Source organism: Streptomyces sp. NRRL B-24484 (assembly GCF_000717715.1).
Taxonomy (GTDB): domain Bacteria; phylum Actinomycetota; class Actinomycetes; order Streptomycetales; family Streptomycetaceae; genus Kitasatospora.
On the sequence record NZ_JOAI01000043.1, the window covers coordinates 44,772 to 70,941 of the forward strand.

General features: G+C 74.3%; 21 protein-coding genes. 4 read left to right on the forward strand and 17 right to left on the reverse strand.

The window, feature by feature from the left end; genetic code table 11:
- Positions 1 to 30 precede the first annotated feature (30 nt).
- The 6 genes from IE98_RS0131285 to IE98_RS0131310 form a co-directional block, all read right to left on the reverse strand.
- On the reverse strand, positions 31 to 1,335 hold the full coding sequence (locus IE98_RS0131285) for a M50 family metallopeptidase (protein WP_030274814.1): 1,305 nt from the start codon (positions 1,333 to 1,335) through the stop codon (positions 31 to 33).
- Positions 1,336 to 1,385: 50 nt separating this feature from the next.
- Positions 1,386 to 2,615: a 1-deoxy-D-xylulose-5-phosphate reductoisomerase gene (gene dxr / locus IE98_RS0131290; protein WP_030274815.1), complete on the reverse strand. Its 1,230-nt coding sequence runs from the start codon at positions 2,613 to 2,615 to the stop codon at positions 1,386 to 1,388.
- A 79-nt stretch (positions 2,616 to 2,694) separates the two neighbouring features.
- The gene (locus IE98_RS0131295) at positions 2,695 to 3,102 is read right to left on the reverse strand and encodes a hypothetical protein (RefSeq protein ID WP_030274817.1); all 408 of its coding nucleotides are present in this window, start codon (positions 3,100 to 3,102) and stop codon (positions 2,695 to 2,697) included.
- A 149-nt stretch (positions 3,103 to 3,251) separates the two neighbouring features.
- On the reverse strand, positions 3,252 to 4,694 hold the full coding sequence (locus tag IE98_RS0131300; protein ID WP_030274819.1) for an aldehyde dehydrogenase family protein: 1,443 nt from the start codon (positions 4,692 to 4,694) through the stop codon (positions 3,252 to 3,254).
- A 180-nt stretch (positions 4,695 to 4,874) separates the two neighbouring features.
- On the reverse strand, positions 4,875 to 6,440 hold the full coding sequence (locus IE98_RS0131305) for a PucR family transcriptional regulator (RefSeq protein WP_030274820.1): 1,566 nt from the start codon (positions 6,438 to 6,440) through the stop codon (positions 4,875 to 4,877).
- 211 nt (positions 6,441 to 6,651) lie between these two features.
- Positions 6,652 to 8,691, reverse strand: a complete 2,040-nt coding sequence (locus IE98_RS0131310) for a hypothetical protein (protein WP_030274822.1) — start codon at positions 8,689 to 8,691, stop codon at positions 6,652 to 6,654.
- 228 nt (positions 8,692 to 8,919) lie between these two features.
- Between IE98_RS0131310 and gabT the strand changes: the two genes are divergently transcribed.
- A complete protein-coding gene (gene gabT, locus IE98_RS0131315; RefSeq protein ID WP_030274824.1) occupies positions 8,920 to 10,260 on the forward strand; it encodes a 4-aminobutyrate--2-oxoglutarate transaminase in 1,341 nt (446 codons plus the stop codon).
- Positions 10,261 to 10,708: 448 nt separating this feature from the next.
- Positions 10,709 to 11,371: a phosphatase PAP2 family protein gene (locus tag IE98_RS0131320; RefSeq protein WP_052391218.1), complete on the forward strand. Its 663-nt coding sequence runs from the start codon at positions 10,709 to 10,711 to the stop codon at positions 11,369 to 11,371.
- 34 nt (positions 11,372 to 11,405) lie between these two features.
- On the opposite strand, the gene IE98_RS43370 is transcribed toward IE98_RS0131320, so the two are convergent.
- Positions 11,406 to 11,747: a DUF2218 domain-containing protein gene (locus IE98_RS43370; protein WP_030274827.1), complete on the reverse strand. Its 342-nt coding sequence runs from the start codon at positions 11,745 to 11,747 to the stop codon at positions 11,406 to 11,408.
- 212 nt (positions 11,748 to 11,959) lie between these two features.
- Between IE98_RS43370 and IE98_RS0131330 the strand changes: the two genes are divergently transcribed.
- Complete coding sequence (locus IE98_RS0131330) at positions 11,960 to 12,457, forward strand: MarR family winged helix-turn-helix transcriptional regulator (RefSeq protein WP_030274829.1); 498 nt, start codon at positions 11,960 to 11,962, stop codon at positions 12,455 to 12,457.
- Here the strand turns inward: IE98_RS0131330 and IE98_RS0131335 are convergent.
- Positions 12,360 to 13,289 carry an EamA family transporter gene (locus tag IE98_RS0131335; RefSeq protein ID WP_030274830.1) on the reverse strand — a complete coding sequence of 310 codons (930 nt, stop codon included), beginning with the start codon at positions 13,287 to 13,289 and terminating at the stop codon, positions 12,360 to 12,362. The genes IE98_RS0131330 and IE98_RS0131335 overlap by 98 nt on opposite strands.
- A 204-nt stretch (positions 13,290 to 13,493) precedes the next feature.
- On the opposite strand from IE98_RS0131335, the gene IE98_RS0131340 reads away from it, so the two are divergent.
- Positions 13,494 to 14,426: a LysR family transcriptional regulator gene (locus IE98_RS0131340; protein ID WP_043175570.1), complete on the forward strand. Its 933-nt coding sequence runs from the start codon at positions 13,494 to 13,496 to the stop codon at positions 14,424 to 14,426.
- Between the two features lie 14 nt (positions 14,427 to 14,440).
- On the opposite strand, the gene IE98_RS0131345 is transcribed toward IE98_RS0131340, so the two are convergent.
- The 9 genes from IE98_RS0131345 to IE98_RS43380 all read right to left on the reverse strand — a co-directional run bounded on the left by IE98_RS0131345 (position 14,441) and on the right by IE98_RS43380 (position 25,954).
- The gene (locus tag IE98_RS0131345) at positions 14,441 to 15,160 is read right to left on the reverse strand and encodes a ZIP family metal transporter (protein ID WP_030274833.1); all 720 of its coding nucleotides are present in this window, start codon (positions 15,158 to 15,160) and stop codon (positions 14,441 to 14,443) included.
- A gap of 166 nt (positions 15,161 to 15,326) precedes the next feature.
- Positions 15,327 to 15,758: a DUF6278 family protein gene (locus IE98_RS0131350; protein WP_030274835.1), complete on the reverse strand. Its 432-nt coding sequence runs from the start codon at positions 15,756 to 15,758 to the stop codon at positions 15,327 to 15,329.
- 107 nt (positions 15,759 to 15,865) lie between these two features.
- Entirely contained in the window at positions 15,866 to 17,506 is a 1,641-nt protein-coding gene (locus IE98_RS0131355) for a restriction endonuclease (RefSeq protein ID WP_030274837.1), read from the reverse strand.
- 378 nt (positions 17,507 to 17,884) lie between these two features.
- Positions 17,885 to 19,714: a hypothetical protein gene (locus tag IE98_RS0131360; RefSeq protein ID WP_030274839.1), complete on the reverse strand. Its 1,830-nt coding sequence runs from the start codon at positions 19,712 to 19,714 to the stop codon at positions 17,885 to 17,887.
- A 162-nt stretch (positions 19,715 to 19,876) separates the two neighbouring features.
- A complete protein-coding gene (locus IE98_RS0131365; protein WP_030274841.1) occupies positions 19,877 to 20,527 on the reverse strand; it encodes a YigZ family protein in 651 nt (216 codons plus the stop codon).
- 170 nt (positions 20,528 to 20,697) lie between these two features.
- Complete coding sequence (locus tag IE98_RS0131370; RefSeq protein ID WP_052391219.1) at positions 20,698 to 21,987, reverse strand: DUF6986 family protein; 1,290 nt, start codon at positions 21,985 to 21,987, stop codon at positions 20,698 to 20,700.
- A gap of 243 nt (positions 21,988 to 22,230) precedes the next feature.
- Positions 22,231 to 23,784 carry a DUF2637 domain-containing protein gene (locus IE98_RS47000; RefSeq protein WP_078661450.1) on the reverse strand — a complete coding sequence of 518 codons (1,554 nt, stop codon included), beginning with the start codon at positions 23,782 to 23,784 and terminating at the stop codon, positions 22,231 to 22,233.
- Between the two features lie 134 nt (positions 23,785 to 23,918).
- Positions 23,919 to 24,599 carry a response regulator transcription factor gene (locus IE98_RS0131380; RefSeq protein ID WP_030274845.1) on the reverse strand — a complete coding sequence of 227 codons (681 nt, stop codon included), beginning with the start codon at positions 24,597 to 24,599 and terminating at the stop codon, positions 23,919 to 23,921.
- Positions 24,551 to 25,954 (reverse strand): sensor histidine kinase, encoded by a 1,404-nt coding sequence (locus tag IE98_RS43380; RefSeq protein WP_234443749.1) that lies wholly within the window; start codon positions 25,952 to 25,954, stop codon positions 24,551 to 24,553. The genes IE98_RS0131380 and IE98_RS43380 overlap by 49 nt, the downstream gene beginning before the upstream one ends.
- Positions 25,955 to 26,170 lie beyond the last annotated feature (216 nt).

Genomic DNA, 26,170 nt, shown 5'->3' on the forward strand with positions numbered 1-26,170 from the left:
GCGGTGCCGGGCCCGGCGGGCGGTCGGCGGTCAGTTGAGCTTGACCGGGTTGACCACGTCGGCGGCCATGACGAGCACGGTGAAGCAGATGAAGACGGTGGCGACGACGTACGCGAAGGGCATCAGCTTGGCGACGTCGAAGGGGCCCGGGTCGGGGCGCTTGAGCAGCCCGGCCAGGCGGCGGCGGACCGACTCCCAGATCGCACCGGCGATGTGGCCGCCGTCCAGCGGCAGCAGCGGCAGCATGTTGAACAGGAACAGCGACAGGTTGATGCCGGCCAGCAGCTGGACGAAGAAGGCGAGCTGCTGGGTGGCCGGGATGTCCATGGCGAAGACGTCGCCGCCGAGGCGGGCGGCGCCGACCATGCCGATCGGGGAGTCGGTGGAGCGGGGGGTGCCGTCGACGACGGCGTGCCACAGGCCGGGGATCTTGCCGGGCAGCGCGACCAGCGAGGAGACGCCGTGCTCGGCCATCGAGTACATCTCGTCGGTGGACTCGCCGAGGCTCATCCGGACGACACCGGTGGTCGGGGTGAAGCCGAGGAAGCCGGCGGTGACCGGGTCGCCCTTGACGGTGCGGCCGTCCTTGTCGACCGGGTTCACCGTGTTGCTGGTGATGTCGGCGGTCAGCGTCAGCCGCTGGCCGCCGCGCTCGACGACGATCGGGACCTGCTTGCCGGGCGACTTGCGGATGTCCGCCTGGAGCTGCTTGTAGCTGTGGATCTCGTCGCCGCCGAAGGAGACGAAGCGGTCGCCGGCCCGCAGCCCGGCCAGGTTGGCCGGGGACTTGGGCGCGTCGGTGGGGCAGGTGTCGGTCGGCTGGCCGGCCTTGACGACGCACTGGCTGACGGTGGAGACGGTGGGCACCGCCGTCTGCACGCCCATGCCCATGAACAGGAGCAGGAAGAGCACCACCGACAGGATCAGGTTCATGAACGGGCCGGCGAACATCACGATGACCCGCTGCCAGGGCTTGCGGGTGTAGAAGAGCCGGTGCTCGTCACCGGGCTGCAGCTCCTCGTAGGAGGCCTCCCGGGCGTCCTCGATCATGGTGCGCCAGGGCGAGCTGCTGCGCTTGGTGATCCGGCCGTCCGCGCCCGGCGGGAACATCCCGATCATCCGGATGTAGCCGCCGAGCGGGATCGCCTTGATGCCGTACTCGGTCTCGCCCTTCTTGCGGGACCACACGGTCGGGCCGAAGCCGACCATGTACTGCGGAACGCGGATCTTGAACAGCTTGGCGGTGGAGAGGTGCCCCAGCTCGTGCCACGCGATCGAGAACAGCAGCCCGATCAGGAAGATCAGGATGCCGAGCACCCACATCAGATTCGTCACCGCTCGCCCTTCGCCATGCCGTCGTCGTTCCGTTCGCCGCCGTCGTGCTCTCAGCCCGCCGCGAGCTCGCGGGCCCGGGCGCGGGCCCAGTCCTCCGCCAGGAGGACGTCCGCGACGGTGAGCGAAGTTCCCCGCGCGGGGGTGCCGTGCTCGGCGACGACCTTGGCCACAGTGTCCACGATCCCGGTGAAGGGCAGCCGGCCGCCGAGGAAGGCGTCGACGCACTCCTCGTTGGCCGCGTTGAAGACCGCTGGGGCGGTGCCGCCGAGCGCACCGACCTCGCGGGCGAGCGAGACGGCCGGGAAGGCCTCGTCGTCGAGCGGGAAGAACTCCCAGGTGGCGGCCTTCGTCCAGTCGCAGCCGGGGGCGGCGTCCGGGACGCGCTCGGGCCAGCCGAGACCGAGCGCGATCGGCATCCGCATGTCCGGCGGACTGGCCTGGGCGAGGGTGGAGCCGTCGGTGAATTCGACCATCGAGTGGACGACCGACTGGGGGTGCACCACGACCTCGATCCGGTCGAACGGGACGTCGTAGAGCAGGTGCGCCTCGATGACCTCCAGGCCCTTGTTGACCAGGGTCGCGGAGTTGATCGTCACCACCGGGCCCATCGCCCAGGTCGGGTGGGCGAGCGCCTCGGACGGGGTGACCCCGGCCAGCTCGGCCCGGCTGCGGCCGCGGAACGGGCCGCCGCTCGCGGTGACCACCAGCTTGCGGACCTCGGCCCGGGTACCGGCCGCCAGCGCCTGGAAGAGCGCGGCGTGCTCCGAGTCGACCGGCACGATCTGGCCGGGCGCCGCCACGGCCTTCACCAGCGGGCCGCCGACGATCAGCGACTCCTTGTTGGCGAGCACCAGCACCCGGCCGGCCTCCAGCGCGGCCAGGGTCGGCCGCAGGCCGATCGAGCCGGTGATGCCGTTGAGCACCGAGTGGCACTCCGAGGCGGCGAGTTCGGTCGCGGCGTCCGGGCCCGCCAGGATCTCCGGCAGCGGACGGCCCGCGGCCCCGGCCGCGAGCGCCTCGCGCAGGGCCGGGACGGCGCTCTCGTCGGCCACCGCCACCGTCCGCACGCCGAGCTGCAGGGCCTGCTCCGCGAGCAGCGCGACCCGGCCGCCGTTGGCGGACAGCGCCACCACGCGGAACCGGTCGGGGTTGCGCAGCACCACGTCGATGGCCTGGGTGCCGATCGAACCGGTGGAGCCGAGGATCACGAGCTCCCGCGGACCGTCCGGGTCCTTGACCGCCGGGGTGTAACGGAGCTGGGGGTGGGCGAGCGAGTTCATGCCCCCATTGTGTCGTGCGGTGGGCGGTGCCCGACGCAGGGTTGTCCGGGTCGGACCACTCCCGGGACCGCTCCCGGGACTACTTCCAGGCCCAGATCCTCCCGACCGCCTTGCCGTCCGCGCCGACCTCCCACTCGAAGGCGCCCGCGACGCCCCGCAGGTCCGCGAACTCGGGCGAGTCGCTGCTGTAGACGATGGTGCCGCGCCAGCTGGTGCCGCCGCCCTCGGTGAAGCGGCCGACCCCGCCTCCCTGCCAGGAGGCGTGCGCGCCGGTGGGGCTCATGATGACGCCCTGCCCCTCCCCGTACAGGGTTCCGTCGGGGCGCAGCCGTCCGGTGTAGCTGCCCGTGTCGTTGACCGTGACGCCGAGCAGTTGTCCGGTGCCGGTGAACGAGGTCTCCACGACGGGCGGCAGCCCGTGGTCGCCGCGGACCACCCGCTGGCCGGTGACCTGTGCCTGTTCCTCTCCGATGAGGTCGCCGAGCATGATCGACCTCCCTTCCTCCCCTTCCGGACTACGCCCCCTGCGAGGGGCTGTCAAGGCAGCGGCCGACCGGGCCGGAGGCCGCGAAACGCCCCGCCACCGGGAGCCGGTGACGGGGCGTCGGGTCGGTCGGGCGGCGGCCGCCCCGACCGTCAGAGGTCCAGGCCGGTGAGCACCAGGACGCGCTCGTAGGTGAAGTCCTCCATCGCGTACTTGACGCCCTCGCGGCCGACGCCGGAGTCCTTCACGCCGCCGTACGGCATCTGGTCGGCGCGGTAGGACGGCGCGTCGCCGATGATCACGCCGCCGACCTGCAGCTCGCGCTGGGCGCGGAAGGCGGCCTGCACGTCGTGGGTGAACACGCCGGCCTGCAGGCCGAAGGCGGAGTCGTTGACGGCGGCGAAGGCCTCGTCGGTGGAGTCCACCTTGTGCAGCGAGAGCACCGGGCCGAAGACCTCGGCGGTGGCCAGGATCGCGTCGCCGGAGAGGTCCGCGACCACGGTCGGGGCGTACGAGGCGCCCTCGCGGACGCCGCCGGTGAGCACCTTGGCGCCCTTGGCGACCGCGTCGTCCACCCAGGACTCGACGCGCTTGGCGGCGTTCTCGTCGACCAGCGGGCCGACGTCCACGGCGTCGTCCGCCGGGTCACCGGTGACCTGGGCCTGCACCTTGGCGACGATCCGCTCCACCAGCGCGTCGTACACGGTGGCGTCGGCGATCACGCGCTGCACCGAGATGCAGGACTGGCCGGCCTGGTAGTTGGAGAACATCGCGATCCGGGTGGCCGCCCAGTCGAGGTCGGCCTCGGAGTTCCAGTCGGCGAGGACGACGGCGGCGGCGTTGCCGCCGAGCTCCAGGGTGACGTGCTTGCGCGGCACCGAGTCCATGATCTGGTAGCCGACCTTGTCCGAACCGGTGAAGGAGATCACCGGGAGGCGGTCGTCCTGCACCAGGGCCGGCATCTTCTCGTTCGGCACCGGCAGGACGCTCCAGGAGCCGGCCGGCAGGTCGGTCTCGGCGAGGATCTCGCCGAGCACCAGCGCCGAGATCGGGGTCGCCGGGGCGGGCTTGAGGATGATCGGGGCGCCGACCGCGATCGCCGGGGCGACCTTGTGCGCCACCAGGTTCAGCGGGAAGTTGAACGGGGCGATGCCCAGCACCACGCCCTTGGGGAAGCGGCGCACCACAGCGAAGCGGCCCGTGCCGCCCGGGTCGGTGTCCAGGCGCATCGTCTCGCCGTTGGTCCGGCGGGCCTCCTCGGCGGCCCAGCGGAACACCGAGACGGCACGGCCGACCTCGCCGCGCGCCCACTTGATCGGCTTGCCGTTCTCGGCGGTGATCAGGCGGGCGATCTCCTCGGTGCGCTCGGCCAGCCGCTTGGACACGTGGTCCAGGGCGGCGGCGCGGACGTGCGCGGGGGTCGCGGCGAAGACCGGCGCGGCGGCGACGGCGGCGGCGACCGCCTCCTCGATCTGGGCGTCGGTCGGCACGCTGACCTTGCCGACCAGGCTGCCGTCGAACGAGTGGCGGACCTCGAAGTCCGACTCGCCGCTCGCCCGGCGGCCGGCCAGCCAGAACTCATGGGTGGTGGTCACGGTCGTACCGGCCCTTCCCTCGATTGGTGGATACCAGCCCACGGTAGGGCGGCCGGATCACCAACCGGACTGGACACCGCGGAGTGGATCCCGGAGGCCGCCGTACACAGTGGCGCATTGCGGCCCCGCCGGGGACCCGCCCGCGCGGATCACCCGCCCGCGCGGATCACCCCGGCCCGGTCACTCCTCGCCGGCGCGCAGGGCGAGCCACAGCTCCATCCGGACGTCGGTGTCGTCCAGCGAGCGGCCCAGCAGTTCCTCGACGCGGCGCATCCGGTAGCGCAGGGTGTGCCGGTGCACGCCCAGGTCGGCGGCGGCCGCGTCCCACTGGCCGTGCCGCGACAGCCAGGCCCGAAGGCTCGCCACCAGGTCGCCGCGGGCCGTCCGGTCGTGCTCGCGCAGCGGCCGCAGCAGGCCCTCGGCGAAGGCCGTCACCGCCTCCTCGCCGAGCAGCGGCAGCAGCGAACCCGCGCCGACCTCCTCGTGGTCCACCGAGCGGCGGCCGCCGCGCAGCGCCACCGCCAGCGCCCGCTCGGCCTGCGCGTACGCCGTGCCGGCGTCGTCCAGCGAGGTCGGCCCGGAGACGCCGAGCGCCAGGCCCTCGTGCTCCTCGACCGCGCCCAGGCAGGCCCGGTGGGCGGCACCGTTGTCCTGTGCCAGCACCAGCAGCCGGGGCCCGTGCGGGCCGTCCTCGCGGGAGACGAGCAGCCGCTCGCCGACCCGACCGCCGGCCTGCTCCGCCCGGTCGCCGAGCTCGCTCAGCGCCTCCGCGGCCTCCGGGCCGTTGCCCGCACCGGCCACCATCACCCGGGCGTCGCCCTCCGGCAGACCGCCGAAGAGGCCCGCCGACACCTGCCGCGCGGTCGCGACCTCGCCCGACAGCACCATGTGCAGCAGGGCTGCGCCCATCCGCTCCTCGGCCTGCCGCAGCTCCCGGGAGCGCTCCAGGGTCAGCGTCAGCAGCGCCACCGCGGCGTTCAGCACGTACCGCTCGGTCGGCGTGATCCGGTCCTCGGTGCCCACCGCCAGGAAGCCGCGCGGGCGGCGGTCCGCCCCGAGCGACTGGACGACCACGAAGTCCTCGTCCGCGGTGTCGATTCCCGGAGAGCGGCCCTGCAACGCCGCGCTCGACGGAGCCGGGCGGCGGCGCAGCCGGTCCACCTCGGCCGCCAGCCGGCCGGCCCGGCGGGCCGCCCAGTCCGGTGCCACCGCGGACAGTGCGCCCGACCCGTCGTACAGCGCCGCCCAGCCGCCGAGCCGGGCCGCGAGCCGGCGGACCACCGCCGTCGTGCCGTCCTTGCCGAGCGCGGCCCGGGTCAGCTCCTCCTGCGCCTCGAAGCTGGTGGTCACCGCCTCGTACTGCTCGGCCGCCAGTGCCGCCGAGACCGCCTTGCTGATCGCGATGAACGGTGTCGCCTCGGGCACCCGCAGCAGCGGGAGGCCGCGCTGGGCCGCCGCCTCCACCAGGGCCTGCGGCACCTCGGTGTGCGAGAGGCCGACGCCCAGGCCCAGCCCGACCACCCCCGCGTCGGCCAGCCGGTGCACGTAGGCCTGCAGCCGGGACGCGGTCTTGCCGAGCTTGATTCCGGTGGTGAGCAGCAGCTCACCGCCCTCCAGGAAGGGCGTCGGGTCGTCGAGCTCGCTGGTGTGCACCCAGCGGACCTGGCGCTCCAAGTGGTCCGCCCCCGCCAGCACGGTCAGATGGAGCGCGGTGTTGCGGGCGACGGAGGCGAGTGTGGGGGGCATGGCACCTTCGCTGGTACGACACGGTCGCTCCGTTGCGACCGCGCAGGTGAGGGGTTCGGGGGGCTGACTCCATTATGTACGCCCCGGACAAGCGGCCGAACGGAATCCTCCGCCGCGGAGTCAGTGCCCCGACCCGCGCGACCTGCGGGGACCGCCGGGGACGGGCCTCCCCGGGCGGTCGGCGGCCGTCAGTCGTACAGGTCCACCGCCGTCAGTCGCGCAGGTCCACCAGCAGCGGCGGGACCTGGTCGCCGTCCACCGTCGTCAGTGACACCACGGCGTGCCCGCTCGGCAGGGCGTGCGCCAGGTCGGACGGCGACCAGCGGTGCCGCTCGACGTCCCGGGTGGTCACCGACTCGGTCTGCGCGGCCGTCCCGGAGAGCGCCTTGCGGCCCGCCCGGGCGGCCTTGCGGACCAGCCCGCCGGAGGTGTCCGGGGTGTGCGTCACCGCGGTCTCGGTGACCAGGTGGGTGCCCCAGGCCTCGGAGAACAGCCGGCCGTCCCACGGGGCGATCCCCGGGAAGGCCATCCGGCAGCCGACCGCGCCGAACAGCGGCGCGCGCAGCGGCTCCGGCAGGTCCACCAGGGTGCGCAGCAGCAGCACCGCACCGGCGTTCGCCGTCCGCATCCGCTGCAGGCCGCGAACGATCTGCGCGTCCACCGCCGCGGAGGCGTCGTCCACCACCAGGCCGGCGAACAGCGAGCGCTCGGTGCGCGCCGAAGCGGCCTGCACGAACTGGGCGACGACCAGCCGCGACAGCATCCGGGCGACCTCGGGGTGGCTGCGCTCGGGCAGCTTCACCCGGACCCGCAGCGGGTGCTCCAGCGCCCGCATCGCGAACGGCGGCAGCGCGTCCGGGCCGCCCGCGAAGCTGCGCGTGAACACCGGGCGGTCGAGCAGCGCCAGCCGGTCGGCGAGCAGCGTCCCCGGGTCGTCGACCCGGCCGTGCCGGCTCTCCCGGTGCTGCAGGTCGGCCTCGTGCACCGCCAGCAGGCCGGCCGCCTGCAGGGCCTTGCGCAGCACCGCCCAGGCGTCCCCGTCGCCGCCGAGCAGCGCCCGCAGCTCGCGCACGCCCGGGTAGCGTCCGTGCGCCGCGTGGTACGGGCCGACCACCTGCTGCAGCGCGGTGCGCGCGGTCTCGGCGCGCGCCGCCAGTTCGTCCGGCAGCAGCGCGTCGGCCAGCCGGGCCGCGGCCTCGTCCGGGTCGGCGGCGGCGCCGTACAGGTCCAGGCCGTACGGGGAGTCCGGGTCGCCCGGCGCGATCACCACGTCGTACCAGGCGTCCGGGCCGAGGTCGGACTCGGCAGCGCCGATCACCACCGCGCAGGCGGTGCCGGCGAGCGCCTGAAGGCAGAGCGCCTCGGCGACCGGGCGGGCCAGCCGGGCGGTCTTGCCGGTGCCGGCCGGGCCGACCGCGAGCAGGGAGGTGCCGAGCAGCTGCGGGTCCAGGGCGAAGCCGGCGCTGCGGTGGGCGAGCGGGTTCTTCACCACGTTCTGCGCGGTGCCGAGGCGGACCTGACGGGCCAGCAGGTCGTGCCGGCCGCTGCGGCCGGGCAGGTCGCGGGCCTCGGAGGGGTGGGCGCAGGCGGCGGCACCGCGGACCTCGACCTGCTCCGCGAAGGCCGGCAGCAGATCCGGGTCGGCCAGGACGGTCTCCCAGGCGTGGCGGATCCGCGCGTAGTCGACGTCACCGACCGGCTCGCCGTCCAGCCGCCGCGCCGCCGCCGGAGCGGCGACCCGCACCCCGGCCCAGGGGTCGGTGGTGAGGGGGGCTTCGGCGTCCGGCGCGGGCTCCTCGTGCGTCACCGTTCTGGACAGCACCGGTGCGACCCAGCGCCGCCACACCTCGGTCCAGCGGCCCATCGATCCGAAGACCATGAACACCCCGATGAGCACGGCAACGTTCACGGCCAGGGCGATGAGGAAGGAGACGACGAACGAGCTGGGGATGGTGAGTCCGACCGCCGTGAGCAGGCTCTGGATCAGCGGCACGCCCTGGAGGTACACCACGGTGCCGACCGCGAGGTTCAGGGCGGCGCGCAGGAGGAGGGGGCGGGCGGGGACGGCGGCCTGTTCGGCGCGGGTCCCGTCGTGGGGGCGGTGGCCGAGGCGGAAGACGCCGGGCGGGGCCGCCGGGCGGGGTTCGGTCGCCCAGGCGGCGAGGTCGAAGGGGAGGGTCCGCTGCGGGGGGACGGCCGATGTCCGTTGCGCCTGCGGCGCCTGCCGCCCCCGACTGCCGTCCAGTCCCATCCCGGCCCCACTCCCTGTCCCGCCGCCGGCCATGCCATACCCATGCCACCGGTCCGGCGACACGCCCGCGCTCAATGTAGTGGAGCAGGGGCGCGCGTTCGCTGAACCGGGCACGCTGGCCGCGCCGGACAATTCGGACGACGCAGTGCTACCGAGTGGCGCATGCCCGGGCCCCGGGCGCGGTCGTAGCCTTCGAGGACCGAGCACTGAGATATGGAGAAACCCGCCATGAGCGCTGCAACCCCGCTCCCGCAGGAGCGCCGCCTGGTCACCGCGATCCCCGGCCCGAAGTCGCAGGAGCTGCAGGCCCGCAAGCTCGGTGCGGTGGCCGCGGGCGTCGGCACCACGCTGCCCGTGTACGTGGCCCGGGCCAACGGCGGCGTGCTGGAGGATGTGGACGGCAACAGCCTGATCGACTTCGGTTCCGGCATCGCCGTGACCAACGTCGGCAACAGCGCCGAGGCGGTCGTCGCCAAGGCGTCCGAGCAGCTCGCCGCGTTCACGCACACCTGTTTCATGGTGACCCCGTACGAGGGCTACGTGGCCGTGGCCGAACAGCTGAACGATCTGACCCCGGGCGACCACGAGAAGCGCACCGCGCTGTTCAACTCCGGCGCCGAGGCCGTCGAGAACGCGGTGAAGATCGCCCGCGCGTACACCAAGCGCACCGCCGTCGTGGTGTTCGACCACGGCTACCACGGCCGCACCAACCTGACCATGGGCCTGACGGCGAAGAACATGCCGTACAAGCAGGGCTTCGGTCCGTTCGCGCCGGAGATCTACCGGGTGCCGGTGGCCTACCCGTACCGCTGGCTGACGGGCGCGGAGAACTGCGCCGCCGAGGCCGCCGCCCAGGCGATCGACATGATCAACAAGCAGATCGGCGCCGAGAACGTCGCGGCGATCATCATCGAGCCGATCCAGGGCGAGGGCGGCTTCATCGAGCCGGCCAAGGGCTTCCTGCCGGCGATCGTGGAGTACGCGAAGGCCAACGGCATCGTGTTCGTCGCGGACGAGATCCAGACCGGCTTCTGCCGCACCGGCCAGTGGTTCGCCTGCGAGGACGAGGGCGTCGTGCCGGACCTGATCACCACCGCCAAGGGCATCGCCGGCGGTCTGCCGCTGGCCGCCGTCACCGGTCGCGCCGAGATCATGGACGCCGCGCACGCGGGCGGCCTGGGCGGCACCTACGGCGGCAACCCGGTGGCCTGCGCCGCCGCGCTCGGCTCGATCCAGACCATGAAGGAGCTGGACCTCAACGCCAAGGCGCAGCACATCGGCGAGGTCATGCTGGGCCGCCTGCGGGCCATGCAGGAGAAGTTCGACGCGATCGGCGAGGTCCGCGGCCGCGGCGCGATGGTCGCCATCGAACTGGTGAAGCCGGGCGGCAAGGAGCCCAACCCGGAGGTCACCGCCGCCGTGGCGAAGGCCTGCCACGCCGAGGGCCTGGTGGTGCTGACCGCCGGCACCTACGGCAACGTGCTGCGCTTCCTGCCGCCGCTGGTGATGCCGGAGCACCTGCTCACCGAGGGCCTGGACATCATCGAGGGCGCCTTCGCCCGCGTCTGACGAGTGCCCGGGGCGGTGGACAGCGCCCCGCAGGAGCGGCCCGGTCCGACCAGGACCGGGCCGCTCCGTCGTGCGCGGGTGGTTGCTCCGTCGTGCGCAGCGGACCGTCCGGGGCCGTCCGGGCGCCGTTCGCCGCCGCGGGCGCGGGCGCGGTGGGGACGGGTGCCACCGCGTGGAGGTTGTACTGCCGCTGGTGAAGATGCTGTGCGAAACCACTTGCGCATCTCCGCTCGGCACCGCCTTTGACGTACTGTCATGACAGATGGACAGCGAGCCGCGACTATCAGCGACACCCTCTGCCGCCCCGGCACTGGCGGCGGCGGAGCATCCAGACCGATCGACCGACCGCCGGGCCCACACCCCCCGGGCCGTGCGGAGCGGCGATCACCTCGGCCGCCCCGGAGCTCTCCCCCCTGCTCCGGGGCGGCTTTCGTTGCTTGTCGTGCCCATGGCACTCGCGGTGCCGCTGGTACTGATCTCCTGGCAGGTCGCCGTCGACGGGCCGCTGCTCGGGCTGGACACCGGAACGCGGCAGACCGTCCACGAGGTGCGCCGGGCGCTGCACAGCACGCTGGTCAACCACCTCGGCGCCGGCCTGTCCGACCTGGGTGGCGCGGTACCGGCCGTTCCGGCGCTGCTGGCCGTCGCGGCGCTGGCCGCCGTCCGCCGGCGCGAAGCGGCGCCGTCCCGCTGGTGGCTGCCGCTGCCGATGGCCGCGGCCGCCGCGGTGCTGATCCCGCTGCTGGTGGTGCCCGCCAAGGCCTGGTTCGCCCGCCCGGGGCCGTACGGGCTGCCGCTCGCACCCGACCAGTGGGGCTGGTACCCCTCGGGGCACACCGCGACCTCGGCGATCGCCTACGGGACGGCCGCCCTGCTGCTCGGCGGGACGCTCCCCGGCGACGCCCGGATCGTGCTGTACGCCTGCACCGCGATGCTCTGCCTGGGGGTGGGGGCGGGCCTGGTGTGGAGCGACTACCACTGGCTGCTGGACGTGGTGGCGAGCTGGTGCCTGGCCGGTCTGGTGCTGTGGGCGGCGGCGCTGCTGGTGCGGCGCACGCTGCCCCGGGTGCCGGACGGCGGCGGGCGCCCGCCGCTCCGGGGATCCGGCTGACCGTCGCCGCTGCCCGGCGCGGGCCCGACGCGGTTCAGCCGGCGGCCGGGGGATCCTCCTGGTTGCGGTGGACGAGGCCGGGCTCGCCGTTGTCGCGGTGCCACTCGACGACCAGTTCGTCGCGGGCGCCGAACCGGACGAGGTGGCGGCCCACCACGTCCTCCAGGTCGGCGAGGTGGTCGGCGTCGCCGTCGACGACCAGCAGCAGGCCGTCGGCCTCCGCGGTGAGTTCGGCGGTGCCGTAGGAGAAGGTGACGGTGCCGCGGCCGGCCTCCTCGGACCAGTCGGCGGCCACCCGGCGCCCGAGGTGGGCGGCGAGCTGCTTGCCGTAGCGGCCGGGCCGGTCGGTGGCGACGCGGGCTCGGGATCGGGACACGGGACCTCCGGGGTTCCGGGAAGGGTGGATGGAGGGCGTTCCGCACACGCGGACGCCCGAGGACGCGGGCCTGCAGGGCAGGCTCCGGACCGTCCACAACTACGGTAGACCGAATAGTGAGCTTGGCTCAACGAATTTCCGGGGCGCCGCACCGATAGCCTGGCCCCGCCCGCCCCGGGCCGGGCCGGGGCACGCCGAGCCGGGAGCCCGCCATGACCACGCCGCCGACCGCCGACACCGCCGCGGAGCTCACCGACGCGCTGACCCGGGCGATGAAGCGGATCCGGCGGCGGACCATGCACCGGCTGGAGCCCTACGGCATCACCCCCGCCCAGGCCCGCGCGCTGCGCACCCTCGCCCACGCCCCCGGCTGCGGCGAGGAGCCCGGTACCGCGCCGATGCGGCTCAGCGACCTGGCCGAGCGGCTGCGGATCGCGCCGCGCTCGGCGACCGCGGTGGTGGACGCCCTGGAGGAGGCCGGCCTGGTCGCCCGCACCCCGGACCCGGCCGACCGCCGGGCGGTGCGGGTGGTGCTGACCGACGCGGGCCGGGCCGCGCTCGACCGGATCGGCCGGGTCCGCCACGAGGTCGCCCAGGAGTACTTCGAGCCGGTCAGCCGCGCGGAGCAGGAGGCTCTGCTGCAGGCCCTGCGGGCCGCCGAAGCAGCGTACGAAGCAGCGACGCCACCCGGTCGACCCGCAGCGCGGTGAGCCCGATCCCGGCGATCACCAGGACGGCCGCCGCACCGGCGAGCCCGCTGAACCGCTCGCCGAGCAGCAGCCAGGACGAGGACATCCCGAACACCGGCACCAGCAGCGAGTAGGGCGCCACCGCGGAGGCGTCGTACCGGCGCAGCAGGTGGCTCCAGGCGACGAAGCCGAACAGGGTGGAGACCAGTCCGACGTAGGCGATGGCGCCGACGCCCGCCGCCGAGATCCCGGCGAGCGCCCGGAGGTCGGCCTCCGGGCCCTCCACCAGCAGGGACAGTGCGAGCAGCGGCAGCGGCGGCACCGCGCTGACCCAGACCATCCAGCGCAGCGCGTCCGCCGGGGCCGCCCTGCGGGTCAGCACGTTGGACAGCCCCCAGAACGCGGCCGCCGCGATGACCAGGGCGAACGCACCGACCGGGCCGCCGAGGCCGTGGTCGACGGCGGCGAGGGCGATGCCCCCGAAGGCGACGGCGAGGCCGGCCGTCCGCTGCCCGGTGGGCCGCTCGCCCAGCAGCACAGTGGCGAACAGCGCGGTGAAGACGGCCTGGCTCTGCAGCACCAGGGAGGACAGCCCGGCCGGCATCCCGGCGTGCATGCCGAGGAAGAGCAGTCCGAACTTGGCCACGCCGAGGGTGCACCCGACCGTCGCGACCCACTTCCAGGCGACCCGCGGCGGTCCGACGAAGAAGACGGCGGGCACGGCGACGACGGCGAACCGCAGCGCGCAGAAGAGCAGCGGCGGGAAGTTCTCCAGGCCGACGTGGATCAGCACGAAGTTGAGGCCCCAGACGGCGGCGATCAGCACCGCCAGCCCGATGTCGCGCGGGGCCATGGCGGACCCGGCGGGGCCCGCGCCGACGGAGGACGCGGATGCGCGGACGAAGGCGGCAGAGGCGGGGAGGGAGGCTGCGGCGGAGGCAGCGGCGGAGGCAGGGGTGGGGCTCGGTGGCATGGATCGAGCCTGGCGGATGGGAACCGTTCAGCACCAGCGACGAATGATGAACCGAACCGTTCAGCAACGCTTACCATGGCCGTCATGTTGGATCTCGGCAGGCTGCGCGCACTGCACGCGGTGGCGGTGCACGGCTCGGTCGGCGGCGCGGCGGCCGCCCTCGGCTTCACGTCCTCCGCCGTCTCGCAGCAGATCTCCAAACTGGAGCGCGAGACCCGCACCGTGCTGCTGGAGCGTCAGGGCCGCGGCGTGGTGCTCACCGATGCGGCGGTGCGGCTGGCCGACACCGCGCGCGAGTTGCTCGCCCTGGTCGAGCAGGCCGAGGTGACGCTGGAGGAACGGCGTGGTCAGGCGGTCGGCCGGCTGCTGGTGGCCTCGTTCGCGACGGGTGCCCGCGGGGTGATGCCCGGGGCCCTCGCGGACCTGCGGGAGCACTGCCCCGACCTCGACGTCCGGCTGCTGGAGACCGACCCGTACCTGGCCGTCGAGCTGGTCACCCGCGGCGAGGTCGACCTCGCCCTCGTCCAGGACTGGCCGACCGTGCCGCTCCCCGTGCAGGAGGGGCTGTCCCGCCTGGACCTCGGACTGGATCCGGTGGACCTGCTGGTGCCCGCCGGGGATCCGCTCGCCGCGCTCGGCACAGTCCCGGTGGAACGGCTGCTCGGACAGCGGTGGATCAGCGTGCCGCCGGGCAACATCTGCCACGACTGGCTGGTGCGCACCCTCCGCGAGGCCGGTGAGGAGCCTGACGTGCTCTACCAGGTCGGCGAGTTCGAGACCCAGATCGCCCTGATCGGGGCCGGACTCGGACTCGGTCTGGTCCCCCGGCTCGGCCGTGCTCCGCTGCCCGCCGGGGTGGTCGCCCGGCCGGTCTCCCCCGAGCCGACCCGGCGGGTGTACGCGCTGTGGCGCAGCCAGGCCTCCCGCCGCCCGGCGATCACGGCGGCCCTGCGGGCGATCCGCGAACAGTGGGCCCTGGTCGAGGCGGCCTCGGCGCACGGCGTCGGCGCGCCCTGAGCCGGGCGGTGGAGTCAGTCGGCGAAGCCGATCACCAGCCACATGAAGCCCACGCCGAGCAGCGTGCACAGCAGCGTGGTGCGGGAGGGGTGCGGGCTGTGCGCCTCCGGCAGGATGTCCGAGGTCGCGAGGTACAGCAGGAAACCGGCGAAGAAGCCCAGGTAGAGGCCGAGCAGCTGGGCCGGGATGGTGAAGAGCAGCGTGATCGCCGCCCCGGTCACCGGGGCCACCGCGTCGGCCGTCAGCAGGGTGAGCGCCCGCCTGCGGTCGTTCCCGTACATCCGGGTGATCGTGTACGTGTTGAAGCCGTCCGCGAAGTCGTGCGCCACCACCGCTATCGCCACCACCGTGCCCACCGTGGTGCCCGCCTGGAACGCGGCCCCGATCGCGAACCCGTCCATCAGGCTGTGGCCGACCAGGGCTCCGGCCGCGGTCAGGCCGACGCCCTGCCGGGCGTGGTCGTGGTGCCGGTGCCCGTGCGTGTGGGCGGCGTACTCGCCCTCGTGGCTGCGGTGGATGGCCACCGCCCGCTCGATGATGTGGATCGTCAGGAAGCCCGCCGCGAACATCAGTAGGGCCTGCGGGACGCCGTGGATCTCGTCCGGCGCGGCGCGGACCGCCTCCGGCAGCAGGTCGAAGGCGACCACGCCGAGCATCAGCCCGGCGGCGAACCCGAGCACCAGGTGCCGGCGGTCACCGGTCCGCTGGGCGACCCAGCCGCCGACCAGCGTCATCAGAAAGGCCGCGGCCGCGACGAGGACGGCGGTCACCGGTCCGCCCCCGGTTCCCGCCGGGGCGCGGGGAGCGCGCGCCGGAGTGCCGGTCCCCGCCGGGACTCGGGCGCACGCCGGAGGGACGCGGAGGCTCGCCCGGGGTTCGGGGCCGGCACGGCGGGCGGTCTCAGCCGTCGGTGGCGGCGAGGTAGGCCGCGGCGAGCTGGGGCGATCCCTCGACCGCCCAGCTGTGGCCGATCGCCGTGACGTCGAGTTCGCGCCCGCCGGGCAGGACCAGCAGGGGACGGTCGCGTTCGTCGATCCGCCACACCGTGCCGGGCACGCTGCGGCGCAGCACCGTGCCGAGGTACAGGCCGGCGTCGTTGCCCAGCCACTCCGAGACCTCCGGATCGTCGCGCCAGCGCGGCAGCAGTTGGTCGAGCTGGGTCAGCGACGTCACTCCGTCGTCGAGCCGCACGCCCGAGTCGTCGGCGAGCTCGCGCAGCAGCCCGCACTCGGCGAGCAGGTCGGCCATGGCCGGCTCGTCCGGCTGCTGCGGGATACCGCCCGGGTGGTGGGCGTGCCGGGCACGCCACCTGTCCAGGAACCCGATTCCCATCCCTCCAGACTGACAGGGCCGCGGTGCCGGTGCATCGGGCCGGTGCACCGGGCCCGGCGGTGCGCCCGGCCCGCTGCGAGGGGCAGGCCGAGGTGCGCCCGGCCCGCTCAGCCCGCTGCGAGGGGCAGGCCGAGGTGCGTCCGGGACAGCTCCCGCACGCCCTCGCCGTCGATCAGGTGGATGCGCCGGTAGCCCTCCTCCGCCGCGAGGTCGAGCGCCGCCTCTCCGAACCGGCCGGTGGTCAGGCGCAGCCCGCGCTCGGCGCCCTCCTCGCGGACCGCCTCGGCGAGGGTGCGCAGCTCGTCCGCGGCCACCGGGTCGGTGTTCCGGGACGCCCAGACCACCCAGCGGCCCGGCAGGCCACTGTCCTTCGCCCCCTCGGCGGTGGCGACCAGCCCGAACGGCCCGCGCAGCCGCACGCTCCAGGAGCCCAGCCCGCCGCGGACGAACAGCTCGCGCACCAGCTGGGCGAACTCGTTGGAGGACAGCTCGGCCGCGGAGGGCACGGTCGCCCCGGCGGTGCCGTTCGGCACCACGGGCACCGGCACGTACGGGTCGGGCGTCACCACGGCGGACAGCTCGCGCAGCCGCAGCAGCGCCTCGTCCTGTTCGGCGTCCGTGTAGACGCCCGGGGCGGGCTCGTCCTCGTCCACCGCCGCCGGCCGGGCGGCCTCCGTCCCGGCGACGAGGCGGGTGCGGGCGAGCGCGTCGCGGTCGGCGTCCACGCTGAGCAGGCAGACCGGGTCCTCGCCGGGCCGGCGCAGCCAGCCGTTCAGCACCACGCCGGCGAGGATCCCGTCCGTGTCCACCGCGTCGGCGGCCTGCAGCGCGCGGAGCGCCAGACGGGCGGCCAGACGGAGGTAGTCGGAGGTCCGCTCGGCCGGGGCCCGCGGCACCGGCTCGGGCGAGCCGTCCTCGGCGAGCCGGTAGCCGGAGAGCGAGGGCACCACGTCGAGCGGCGGCAAGTCGAGGTCGAGGACGGCCGTGCGGGTCAGCGGGCGGAAGAGCGCCCGGCAGGGCGACGGGATGTCGCGGGTGGCCACCTCGGCGGCGGCGAGGGCGCGCTCCAGCAGCGACTCCACCGCGGCCGGCTCGGACAGCCGGTAGGCGCGCCGGCACTCCTCCAGGCTGTCGTTGTACTCCCGCACCGCCCGGGCCTTCGCCTGCTCGGCCTGCTCGTGGGCAGAGCGCGCGGCCTTCGCCTCGGCCGCGGCGCCCTCGGCCTGGCGGGCCCGCCACTCCCGGAGGTCGCGCTGGTGGCGCAGCCGGGCCTGGGCGAGTTCGCGCTGGTAGCCGGAGTCGAGCAGGCGGCGGGAGGCCGGCTCGTCGGGGTCGGCCGCCGGGGGCTGCGCCGGGGCGTAGTCGGCCCAGCGCGGCTCCGCCTCGGCGGGCGGAAGGTCCGCGTCGGCCGGGAAGGGGCGCGGTTCGTAGCTGCGCAGCTGGCTCTCGAAGTCCATCGCGGAGACCGGGAGGGCGGCCCGCCGGAGCAGGTCCGCGAGGTGCTCGTGCTCGGCCTGCACAGTGAGCGTCCGATGGTGTGTCAGGGCGGCCGCGCGGGCGTGCACGGCGACGGTGTCGTCCTCCGACGGACCGTCGGGAGCCTCGGCGCCGAGGTCGCGGAAGAGCGTGGCGAGGAAGCCGGCCTGCAGGGGCTCGGCCGTCTCCGGGAAGGTCTGGGTGGCGGATGCCCGGGCCGAGGAGGCGGCCGACGGGGTACCGTCCGGGCGGCTGTCGGGTGAATGCTGCATCAGCGGTCGATCCCCCACTACGTCACTGAGCCAGTACGTCACTGATCGTCCGGCGAGGGCGCAGAGGCCCGGACCAGCCCGCACGCGCTCGCAGGGGCCGCTCGGCCGCGGCCCCTGCCAGCATTCTCCACCGTTCGGATGCACCGGTCAGCCAACAGCGGGAGTTGGCCACCGCAGTGCACCGACCGAGCCATCCGTGGGGGTGTCCGTCGGCCACCGTGGTGCCGCTGTCGCGGTGCCGGGCGGGGTCGGGGCCGGGTGCTGGGTCGACGGCGGTGTCGATGGCGGTGTCGGCTGCTGGGTCGACGGTGGTGTCGGTTGCTGTTGCGGCTGCTCCTGGTGTTCCGGTCCGGTCTCGGGCTTCCCTCCGGTGGTGGGTCAGTTGGTGCGCGTGTTGGTGAGGTGCTGTCCGATGTAGCCGACGTAGATGCGGCCGCTGCCGGAGCAGTCGTCCAGGTAGTGCAGCCGCGGGGCCGTCGATCCGCCGCCGATCCGCAGGTGGGCGCCCATGAAGGCGCGCCGGGACGCGTCCACGCAGGGCGGCACCGGCAGCATCCGCTCGCGCTTCCACTTGGCGTGGCTCTCGACCGTGCGGGACTCCCAGCGGACCGCCTTCCGCGGCGGGAAGTGGTGGCATCCGGGCGGGGTGTGCTCGCACCACGCCTTGAAGTCACCGCCGGCCTCACCGCGGACGGCCGCCGCCGCGTACTCCTGAAGGGCGGTCAGCCCGTCCCAGGCGAGCCGTGCCCAGCCGGAGCCGTCGGGCTGCCCGTCCAGGGCGACGGTCTCCTTCTCGTCCCCGGTGAACTGCAGCAACGGGAACTCCGTGAAGCGGCAGACCAGCTCGCCGAAGCTCTCCGGCACCACCTCCTTGTCCGCCGTCACGTCCCTGGCCAGCCGGGCGAACGCGGCCTCGGCGGGGGCACGCAGGGCCGCCGCCGACCGCGCAGCCGGCTCGTCCGGGGCGGCGAAGGGGGCTGCCGGGACCACGCAGAGCCGGCTGCCGGAGCGGGCCGGGCGCTGAACGGGGCGGCGGCGGCGCTCGTCGGCCCGGGGACGCGGTGCCTCGGGCGGCGCCGTCCTGGAGCGCACGGGCTGCCGGTGCTCCGGCGGCACCACCAGCGGGGGCACGGCGGCCAGGGCCGACGGCTGCGGGACGGCGGCGGCGATCTGCCGGGGCTCGCGGGCCAGCAGGCCGGCCGCCCGTCGGGTGTCCTCCGTCATCCGGCGGGTGGCGAGCACCTGGTGGCGACCGGCGTCCGCGCGGGAGGCCGGGTCGACCTCGGGGAGGTAGGTGCGCACCGCTCCCCCGTACACCTTGTGGAACTCGAAGGCGACGTTGAACAGCGGCAGCGCGGCGTGGTCGAGGACGTGCAGCGAGGCCAGGCCCGTGAGCTGGTGCAGGACCGGCTGCACCTGGTCGGCCAGCCACTCCTCCAGCGGGGTGGACGGGGGCACGCTGACGACCACGGCGGCCAGGCGGCGCTCCGGGTCGCAGAGCTGGTCGATCAGGTCGTCGACCTCTGCGGGGGTGACGACGCGCGGTTGGGCGGTCAGTGGGGCGGGACCGTCGTGGGCGTCGAGCAGGGGCAGCAGGATCCGTGCGACCTCGGGCACCGGTACCCGGCCCGGGCTGCGGACCGGCGGGCCGGAGGTGAGGTGCTCCGCCTCCAACCGGACCACCACGGGCCCGTGGACGCCGGGACCGTCGCCGGTCGTGGCCGCGCCGCCGGCGGTGGCAGCAACGGTGATCGTCAGCAGGTGGGTGCGGTGGGCGCCGTCCGGGGTGCGCAGCCGGCGGCGGGCGTAGTGGCCGGTGACGGTCGCGGCGGCTGCGGCAGTGGCCGTGGGAAGGGCGGAAGAGGTTGCGGAGGTGGTTGCGGCATCGGAAGCAGTGGCGGGTGAGGGTGCGGCCGGCGCCTCGGCGGACCCTGGCAGTGGCCCGGTGTCGCGGTCCAGGAGCACGCGCTCGCCGAGTCTGAGCCGTTCCGCGCGCGGCGAACCGTCCGCCGGAGGGGGCTCGTCGTGGCCCTCCTGCTTGAGCCAGGCGGCGAGCGTCTCGTCCACCAGGGAGAGGACGTCGTCGAAGGGCAGCTGCGTGGTGAGGGTCGTCCGGTAGGGGGTGGCGCGTCCGGACTGATCGGCCTGCCTGGGCAGGCTCCGTGGTTCGGCTGGGCGGCCGGAGGTCGGGGCGTGGTCTGAAGTCATGCTCGGTACCTCCCGTGGTGCAGGGGTCGGGTCTGCGGTCCTCCATCGATGGGGTGTGTGTCCGGCATCGGCCGGCGGGTGCCGGCGCGACGTCCTTGTGCTGGAAACGGAAACGCCCGGAGCGGAAGTTCCGGCTCCGGGCATGGTTAATTCGTTCGAGTGTCACTCGATCGGCAGTTCGCGGTAACTCCACCCCGCCGGCGCCGCCTCGGAGGAACCGCCGGTCGCTTCGGCGAGCCAGGTGTGAAAGTCCGTCACCCCGGCCTCCGGCACCCCCACCTCGATCCGCACCCCGGCGGCCCCGTAGTCCAGGTCGCGCACCTCGTACCCCGCCGCACGCAGGTCGTTCTCCAGCCGTCCGGCCCTGGTGTGGTCGGCCGACACGGCGAACAGCGCCACCGGATGGCGCTCCAGCAGGCCGATCTCGTCCAGGGCCTCGGACACCGCACCGCCGTACGCCCGCACCAGTCCGCCCGCGCCGAGCTTGATGCCGCCGAAGTAGCGGGTCACCACCGCCGCCGTGTCGGTCAGACCGCGCCGGCGGAGCACCTCCAGCATCGGCACACCGGCCGTGCCGCTCGGCTCGCCGTCGTCGCTGGAGCGCTCGCGCCGCTGGTCCTCGCCGACCACGAAGGCGGTGCAGTTGTGCCGGGCGTCCCAGTACTGCTTGCGGACGGCCGCGATGAAGGCCTGCGCCTCGTCCTCGTCCGCGACCCGGGCGAGGTGGCAGATGAAGCGGGACTTCTTGATCTCGATCTCGTGGCTGCCGGAGCCCCGGACGGTCAGGTACGGCTTCGGGCTGGGCTCCGACATGGCGGGACGGGTCTCCGGGAGGGGTGGGCGGCGGCGGACGGCGCGGGACCGCGGCGCCGCCTGCGCGGACCGGTCGTCCCGCACGGGGCGTTCCGCCAGCCTAACGCTCCGGGAACGGCACCCGACCGGTGCCGTTGCCGGAGCGGACCCGTCTCGGCGCAGCCGCCCCGTCAGCGTCCGGCGAGGGCGTCCAGCGCGGCCCGGTCGAGGCCGGTGAGCCGGGTGACCTCGGCGGCGTCGACGGCCCCGCAGTCCAGGCCGCGGAGCAGGTAGCCGCTGAGTGCCCGGGCGGTGGCCGGCTCGTCCATCACGTCGCCGCCGGCCTTGGCCACGTAGGCGGCGAGCCGGGCCGCGGCCGCCTCCAGGCCCTCGCGGTAGAAGGCGTACACCGCGGCGTACCGGGTCGGCAGGTGCGCCGGGTGCATGTCCCAGCCCTGGTAGTAGGCCCGGGCCAGTGAGCGGCGGACCAGGCCGTGGTGCAGCCGCCAGGCCGCGTGGACCTGCTCGGTGGAGCCGGTCGGGACGACGTTGGTGGAGCCGTCGGACAGCCGGACGCCGGTGCCGGCCGCGGCGACCTGCATCACCGCCTTGGCGTGGTCGGCCGCCGGGTGGTCCATGCTCTGGTACGCGGCACTGACCCCGCAGGCGGCGCTGTAGTCGAAGGTCCCGTAGTGCAGGCCGGTCGCCCGGCCCTCGGCAGCGTCGATCATGCGGGCCACCGTGGCGCGGCCGTCCGGGCCGAGGATCGCCTGCGTCGTCTCGATCTGGATCTCGAACCCGATCCGGCCGGCGGGCAGGCCGGCCTGCCGCTCGAAGTCCTCCAGCAACCGGACGAGCGCCGTGACCTGCTCGGCGTAGGTCACCTTCGGCAGCGTCAGCACCAGGCCGTCGGGCAGGCCGCCGCCGGCGAGCAGGGTGCCGAGGAACAGCTCCAGGGTGCGGATGCCGCGGTCGCGGACGGCCGCCTCCATGCACTTGATCCGGATGCCGACGTACGGCGGCGCGGTGCCCGCCGCCACCGCCTCGGAGACCGTGCGGGCCGCACGCACGGCGGCCGCATCCTCCTCGGCGTCCGGCCGGGGGCCGTAACCGTCCTCGAAGTCGATCCGCAGGTCCTCGACCGGCTCGCGCTCCAGCTTGGCCCGGACCCGGGCGTGCACGTCGGCGAGCAGGGCGTCCGCGGGGACTCCGAGCGCCTGCGCGAGCTGCTCCGGGGTCGCGGCGTGCGCGTCGAACGCCTCCAGGGCCCGGCGGCCCCACTCGTCCACGGTGTCGGCACCGAAGGCGTCGGCCGGCACGTACACGGTGTGCACGGGCTGCCGGCTGCCGGAGTCTCCCGGGTAGCGACGGGCCAGCTCGGCGTCGACCGGGGCCAGCAGCGCGGCCACGGCCGTCCGGGCCGCGTCGGAGAACGAGGCCCCACCTGCGGGAACGGTGCCGTCCAGCTCGACCTGCGCCATCAGAACTCCTCCAGGACGCGCCGGCCGCGCACCGCACCGACGCTTCAACAAATTGTTGAGGTGACGGTAGTGTTCGCCGCGCCGGAGCGTCAATGGCGCACCCGCCGGGTCGGACCCGTCCGGAGAGCTCTTCTGTTGTGGTGATGCACGGTTGTGCCGGCGGCCCGCCGGGTCCGCGGCGGAGGTCGCCGGGCCGGCCCGCGCCCCGGCTGCGGACGGGTGCCCGCAGCTGGCGGCCGGCTCCTACTCCCGGCCGGAGCTGACGTAGCGGTTCTGCAGCTGGGCCCAGATGCGGTTCACGTCCGCCGGGTTCACCGAACCGTCGGGACGGGTGCCGGTGACGCCGTACTCGGCGGTCAGGAACTCGGCGAGGCTCTGCGGGTCGGGCTGCTGCTCGTACATGTCGATGTACGAGATCAGCGCGTCGAAGCAGAGGTCCGGGTCGAGCGGGTCGGCGCCGGGGCGGCGGCCGCCCTGCCCACCGGCGGACTCGACGCCGTCGGCCTCGAAGTCCAGCCCCGCCAGCTCGGCGCGGTCCGCCTCGGCCTGGTCGAACGGCAGCTGCTCGGCCGGGGCGCCCTCGCGCGGGAACCGGCGCAGGTCCTGCTGGAGCTGCTCGGGCTCGGCGTGGACGGTCTGCTCCAGGCGGATCGGGCGGCCGAGCCGGCCCGGGGACACCTGGCCGGGGACGGCACGGGCCGCGCCCGGCTGCGGCGCGCCCTGCGGGCGGCCGGCACCCGGCACCGGTCGGGCCGGGCGTGCGCCGCGGTCCGCCGGAGCACCGAGGACCTGCGGACCGGACGCGGGCAGGTCACCCATCGGATCGGCCCCGGGCCCGGCCGGCCGCGCCTCCGCCGCCCGCGGCGGCTTGAACCACGGCGACATCCGGGCGCCCGGCGCCTCGGAGTCGTCGGACGGCTGTGAGTAGCTCCGGACCGCACGGGTCATCCAGACGTTGGCCTGGGCGGCCTCCGGCTCGGAGACCGGGGTGGTGTCGTGCTCCGGCTCCTGCGCGTCCCGCAGCCGGACCGCGGCCAGCTTGGCCAGGGTCGGCACCGCGACCGCCGCCGAGACCGCGGCCGGGCCGACCGCCTGGGCGTCGCCCTTCGTCACTTCGAGCGGACCGTCGATCCGGTCGAGGATGCCCGGGTCGAGCGGCACGCCGTACTTCGCCAGCTTGAGCGGCAGCAGCGCCTGGAAGGGGGCGGACCGGCGCCAGCCGCGGCCGTACCGGAACCTCAGCTGCGCGCGGTAGACCAGGCGGTTCTGCTCCAGCCGGACCGTCTCGTCGTAGGAGCGGAGCTCCCACAGCTTCATCCGGCGCCAGAGGCGGAAGGTCGGCACCGGCGAGAGGAGCCAGCGCATCAGGCGCACCGACTCCATGTGGCGGTCGGCGGTGATCGCCGCGATCCGGCCCACCGCGTGCCGGGAGGCCTCGACGACCACCACGAACAGCACCGGGATGACCGCGTGCATCGCCATGCCGAGCGCATCGCCCCAGGAGGCCGCCGCGTTGAACGCGATCGTGGCCGCGGTGAGCAGCCAGGCCGTCTGCCGCAGCAGCGGGAAGGGTATGCGCAGCCAGGTCAGGACGAGGTCCAGCGAGAGCAGCACGACGATGCCGGCATCGACGCCGATCGGAAAGGCGTAGGAGAAGGCGCCGAACCCCTTCTCCATCGCGAGTTCGCGCACCGCGTTGTACGAGCCGGCGAAGCCGATGCCGGAAATGAGGCAGGCACCCGCGGCGACCACGCCGAGTAGTGCCCGATGAGCGCGAGTGAGGGACGGGCGTGCCATGTAGTAGATCAACCCCTGGGGACCGGCTGCTGCCGTAAGCGACCGTTACTGCCGAATCCACCCTCGGCCGGACACGGGGTCTCCGTGCTGTGGACCGTCTCGGCCCACCGGATACTACTCGTACGCGCGTTTCATCACGCCTCCCACCCGGACGCCGGTGTCCGCTGTGGGGTGCCGTTGAGGTGCGCCAACACCGCCAGCACACGGCGGTTGGCATCATCGGCCGGTACCAGCTCCAACTTCGTGAAGATATTGGCAATGTGTTTCGCCACCGCACCGTCACTGACGGTGAGTCGGGCGGCGATGGCGGAATTGGAACAGCCCTCCGCCATCAGCTCCAGCACCTCCCGCTCCCGGGGCGACAACCGCTGCAACGGGCCCGAACTGGCCCGGCTCTCCATCAGTTTGGCGATCACGTCCGGATCCATGGCCGTACCTCCCGCCGCCACCCGGCGGACCGCGTCGACGAACTGCTCGGCGTTGAACACCCGGTCCTTCAGCAAGTACCCGACGCCACCGGACCCGTCCGCCAACAGCTCACGCGCGTAGAGCTGTTGGACGTGCTGGGACAGCACCAGGACCGGTAGTCCGGGGATCTGGCGCCGGGCGGCGAGTGCCGCCTGCAGGCCCTCGTCGGTCAGGGTGGGGGGAAGCCTGACATCCACCACCGCGACGTCCGGCTTCTCGGTGAGCAGTGCCTCCAACAGCTCGGGGCCGGTCTCGACCGCAGCCGCGATGGTGAAGCCGTGCACCTCCAGGAGCTTGATCAGCCCTTGTCGAAGGAGGTAGAGATCCTCGGCGAGGACAACGCGCACGGCAGCTCCATGGTGATGGTCGTCGGCCCGCCGGGCGGGCTGCTCAGCGAGAGCGTGCCATCGAAGGTACCCAACCGCCGCTCGATGCCGCGCAACCCGCTCCCCCGCCCGAACTGGGCGCCCCCGCAGCCGTCGTCGGTGACCGTGACCCGGAGCAGGTCGGCCCTGTGCAGGACGTCCACCCAGACCCGGCGCGCACCCGAGTGCTTGGCGGCGTTGGCGAGCAGTTCACTGATGCAGAAGTAGACGGCGGCCTCCACCGGGGGCTCCGGCCGCTCCGGCAGACAGACGGTGACCTCGGTGGGTAGCGGGCTGTCCAGCGCCAGGGAGCGCACCGCGTCGCCCAGCCCGCGCTCGGCCAGGACCGGCGGGTGGATGCCCCGCACCAGGTCGCGCAGCTCCTGCAGTGCCTTGGCGGAGGACTGCCGGGCCTCGGAGAGCAGCTCGCGGGCCGCCGCCTGGTCGGTCTCCATGAGGTGCTCGATCGTGCCGAGGGTCATGCCGATGGCCACCAGCCGTGCCTGAGCGCCGTCGTGCAGGTCCCGCTCGATCCGGCGGAGCTCCGCCGCCTGGTCGCCCAGGGCATCGGCACGGGTCAGCGTCAGTTCCTCGACCCGGCGCTTCAACTGGGTGTTGCTCGCCCACCGACCGGGCTCCAGCACCCGTGCGGCGACGTCGAGGTGAGCACGCAGCGCGTACGGCGTGACCAGGAGGCCCACCACCGACACCAGGAGGCCGAGCAGAAGCGATATGACGGCCCTCAACGGGTGGTTGCTGCCCAGGCCACCGTCGACCGCGGAGCCGAGAGCGAAGACCACGCCCCCACCGAGCAGCAGGGCCGGCGGCACCAGGAAGAACGTCGCGGACCAGGGGTTGAGGAGCCACCAGATCGCGTCCCGGCGGGTGGTGGCGTCCCTCATGCTCCAGTGCACGAAGCGGGCCACCCGGGCCACGCCGTACCGACGGTGGTACGAGAAGCCCGTCCACCAGTGGCCCCGCTCGTCCCGCTCCAGCGGCGGGAGGGGCGAGTAGTCCGCCCGGACCGTGATCCCGGACCAGCGCCGGACCTGGGCCCGTGTCCAGCCCGCGCTGTGGCGGGAGCACCAATAGGCCGTCACCACACCGGTGGTCGTCACGGTCACGAACACGCAGAACGGGAAGAACTCGAAGGTCTCGAAGACCCGGGCCGTCACACCGCCGGCGATGACCACGGCCACGAACGGCACGAGGAGGCTCAGGCCCGCCCCGCCGGCAGCCACCGCCGACCGGCCCACCGCCCGCACGCTCCCCGTGAGCCGCCCGGACGCTCCCCGACCGACCACCTTCATCCCCTCGAGGGAAGTTGTGACTGCCACGGTGCTGCTCCTGACATCGACGTCCGACTGGTCACGGCATCAGTGTCCTGGCTGGAGCCGTCGCAGCACATTGGCTGTGCCACCCGTCTTCGAGGTGGACCTAGCACCACCCCCCGGCCGGCCGTGCCGAACCCGGAAATGCGAGAAGCCCCGCCCGGTGTCCCCGGGCGGGGCTTCTCAGAAGAATTGTTCGGCGGCGTCCTACTCTCCCACAGG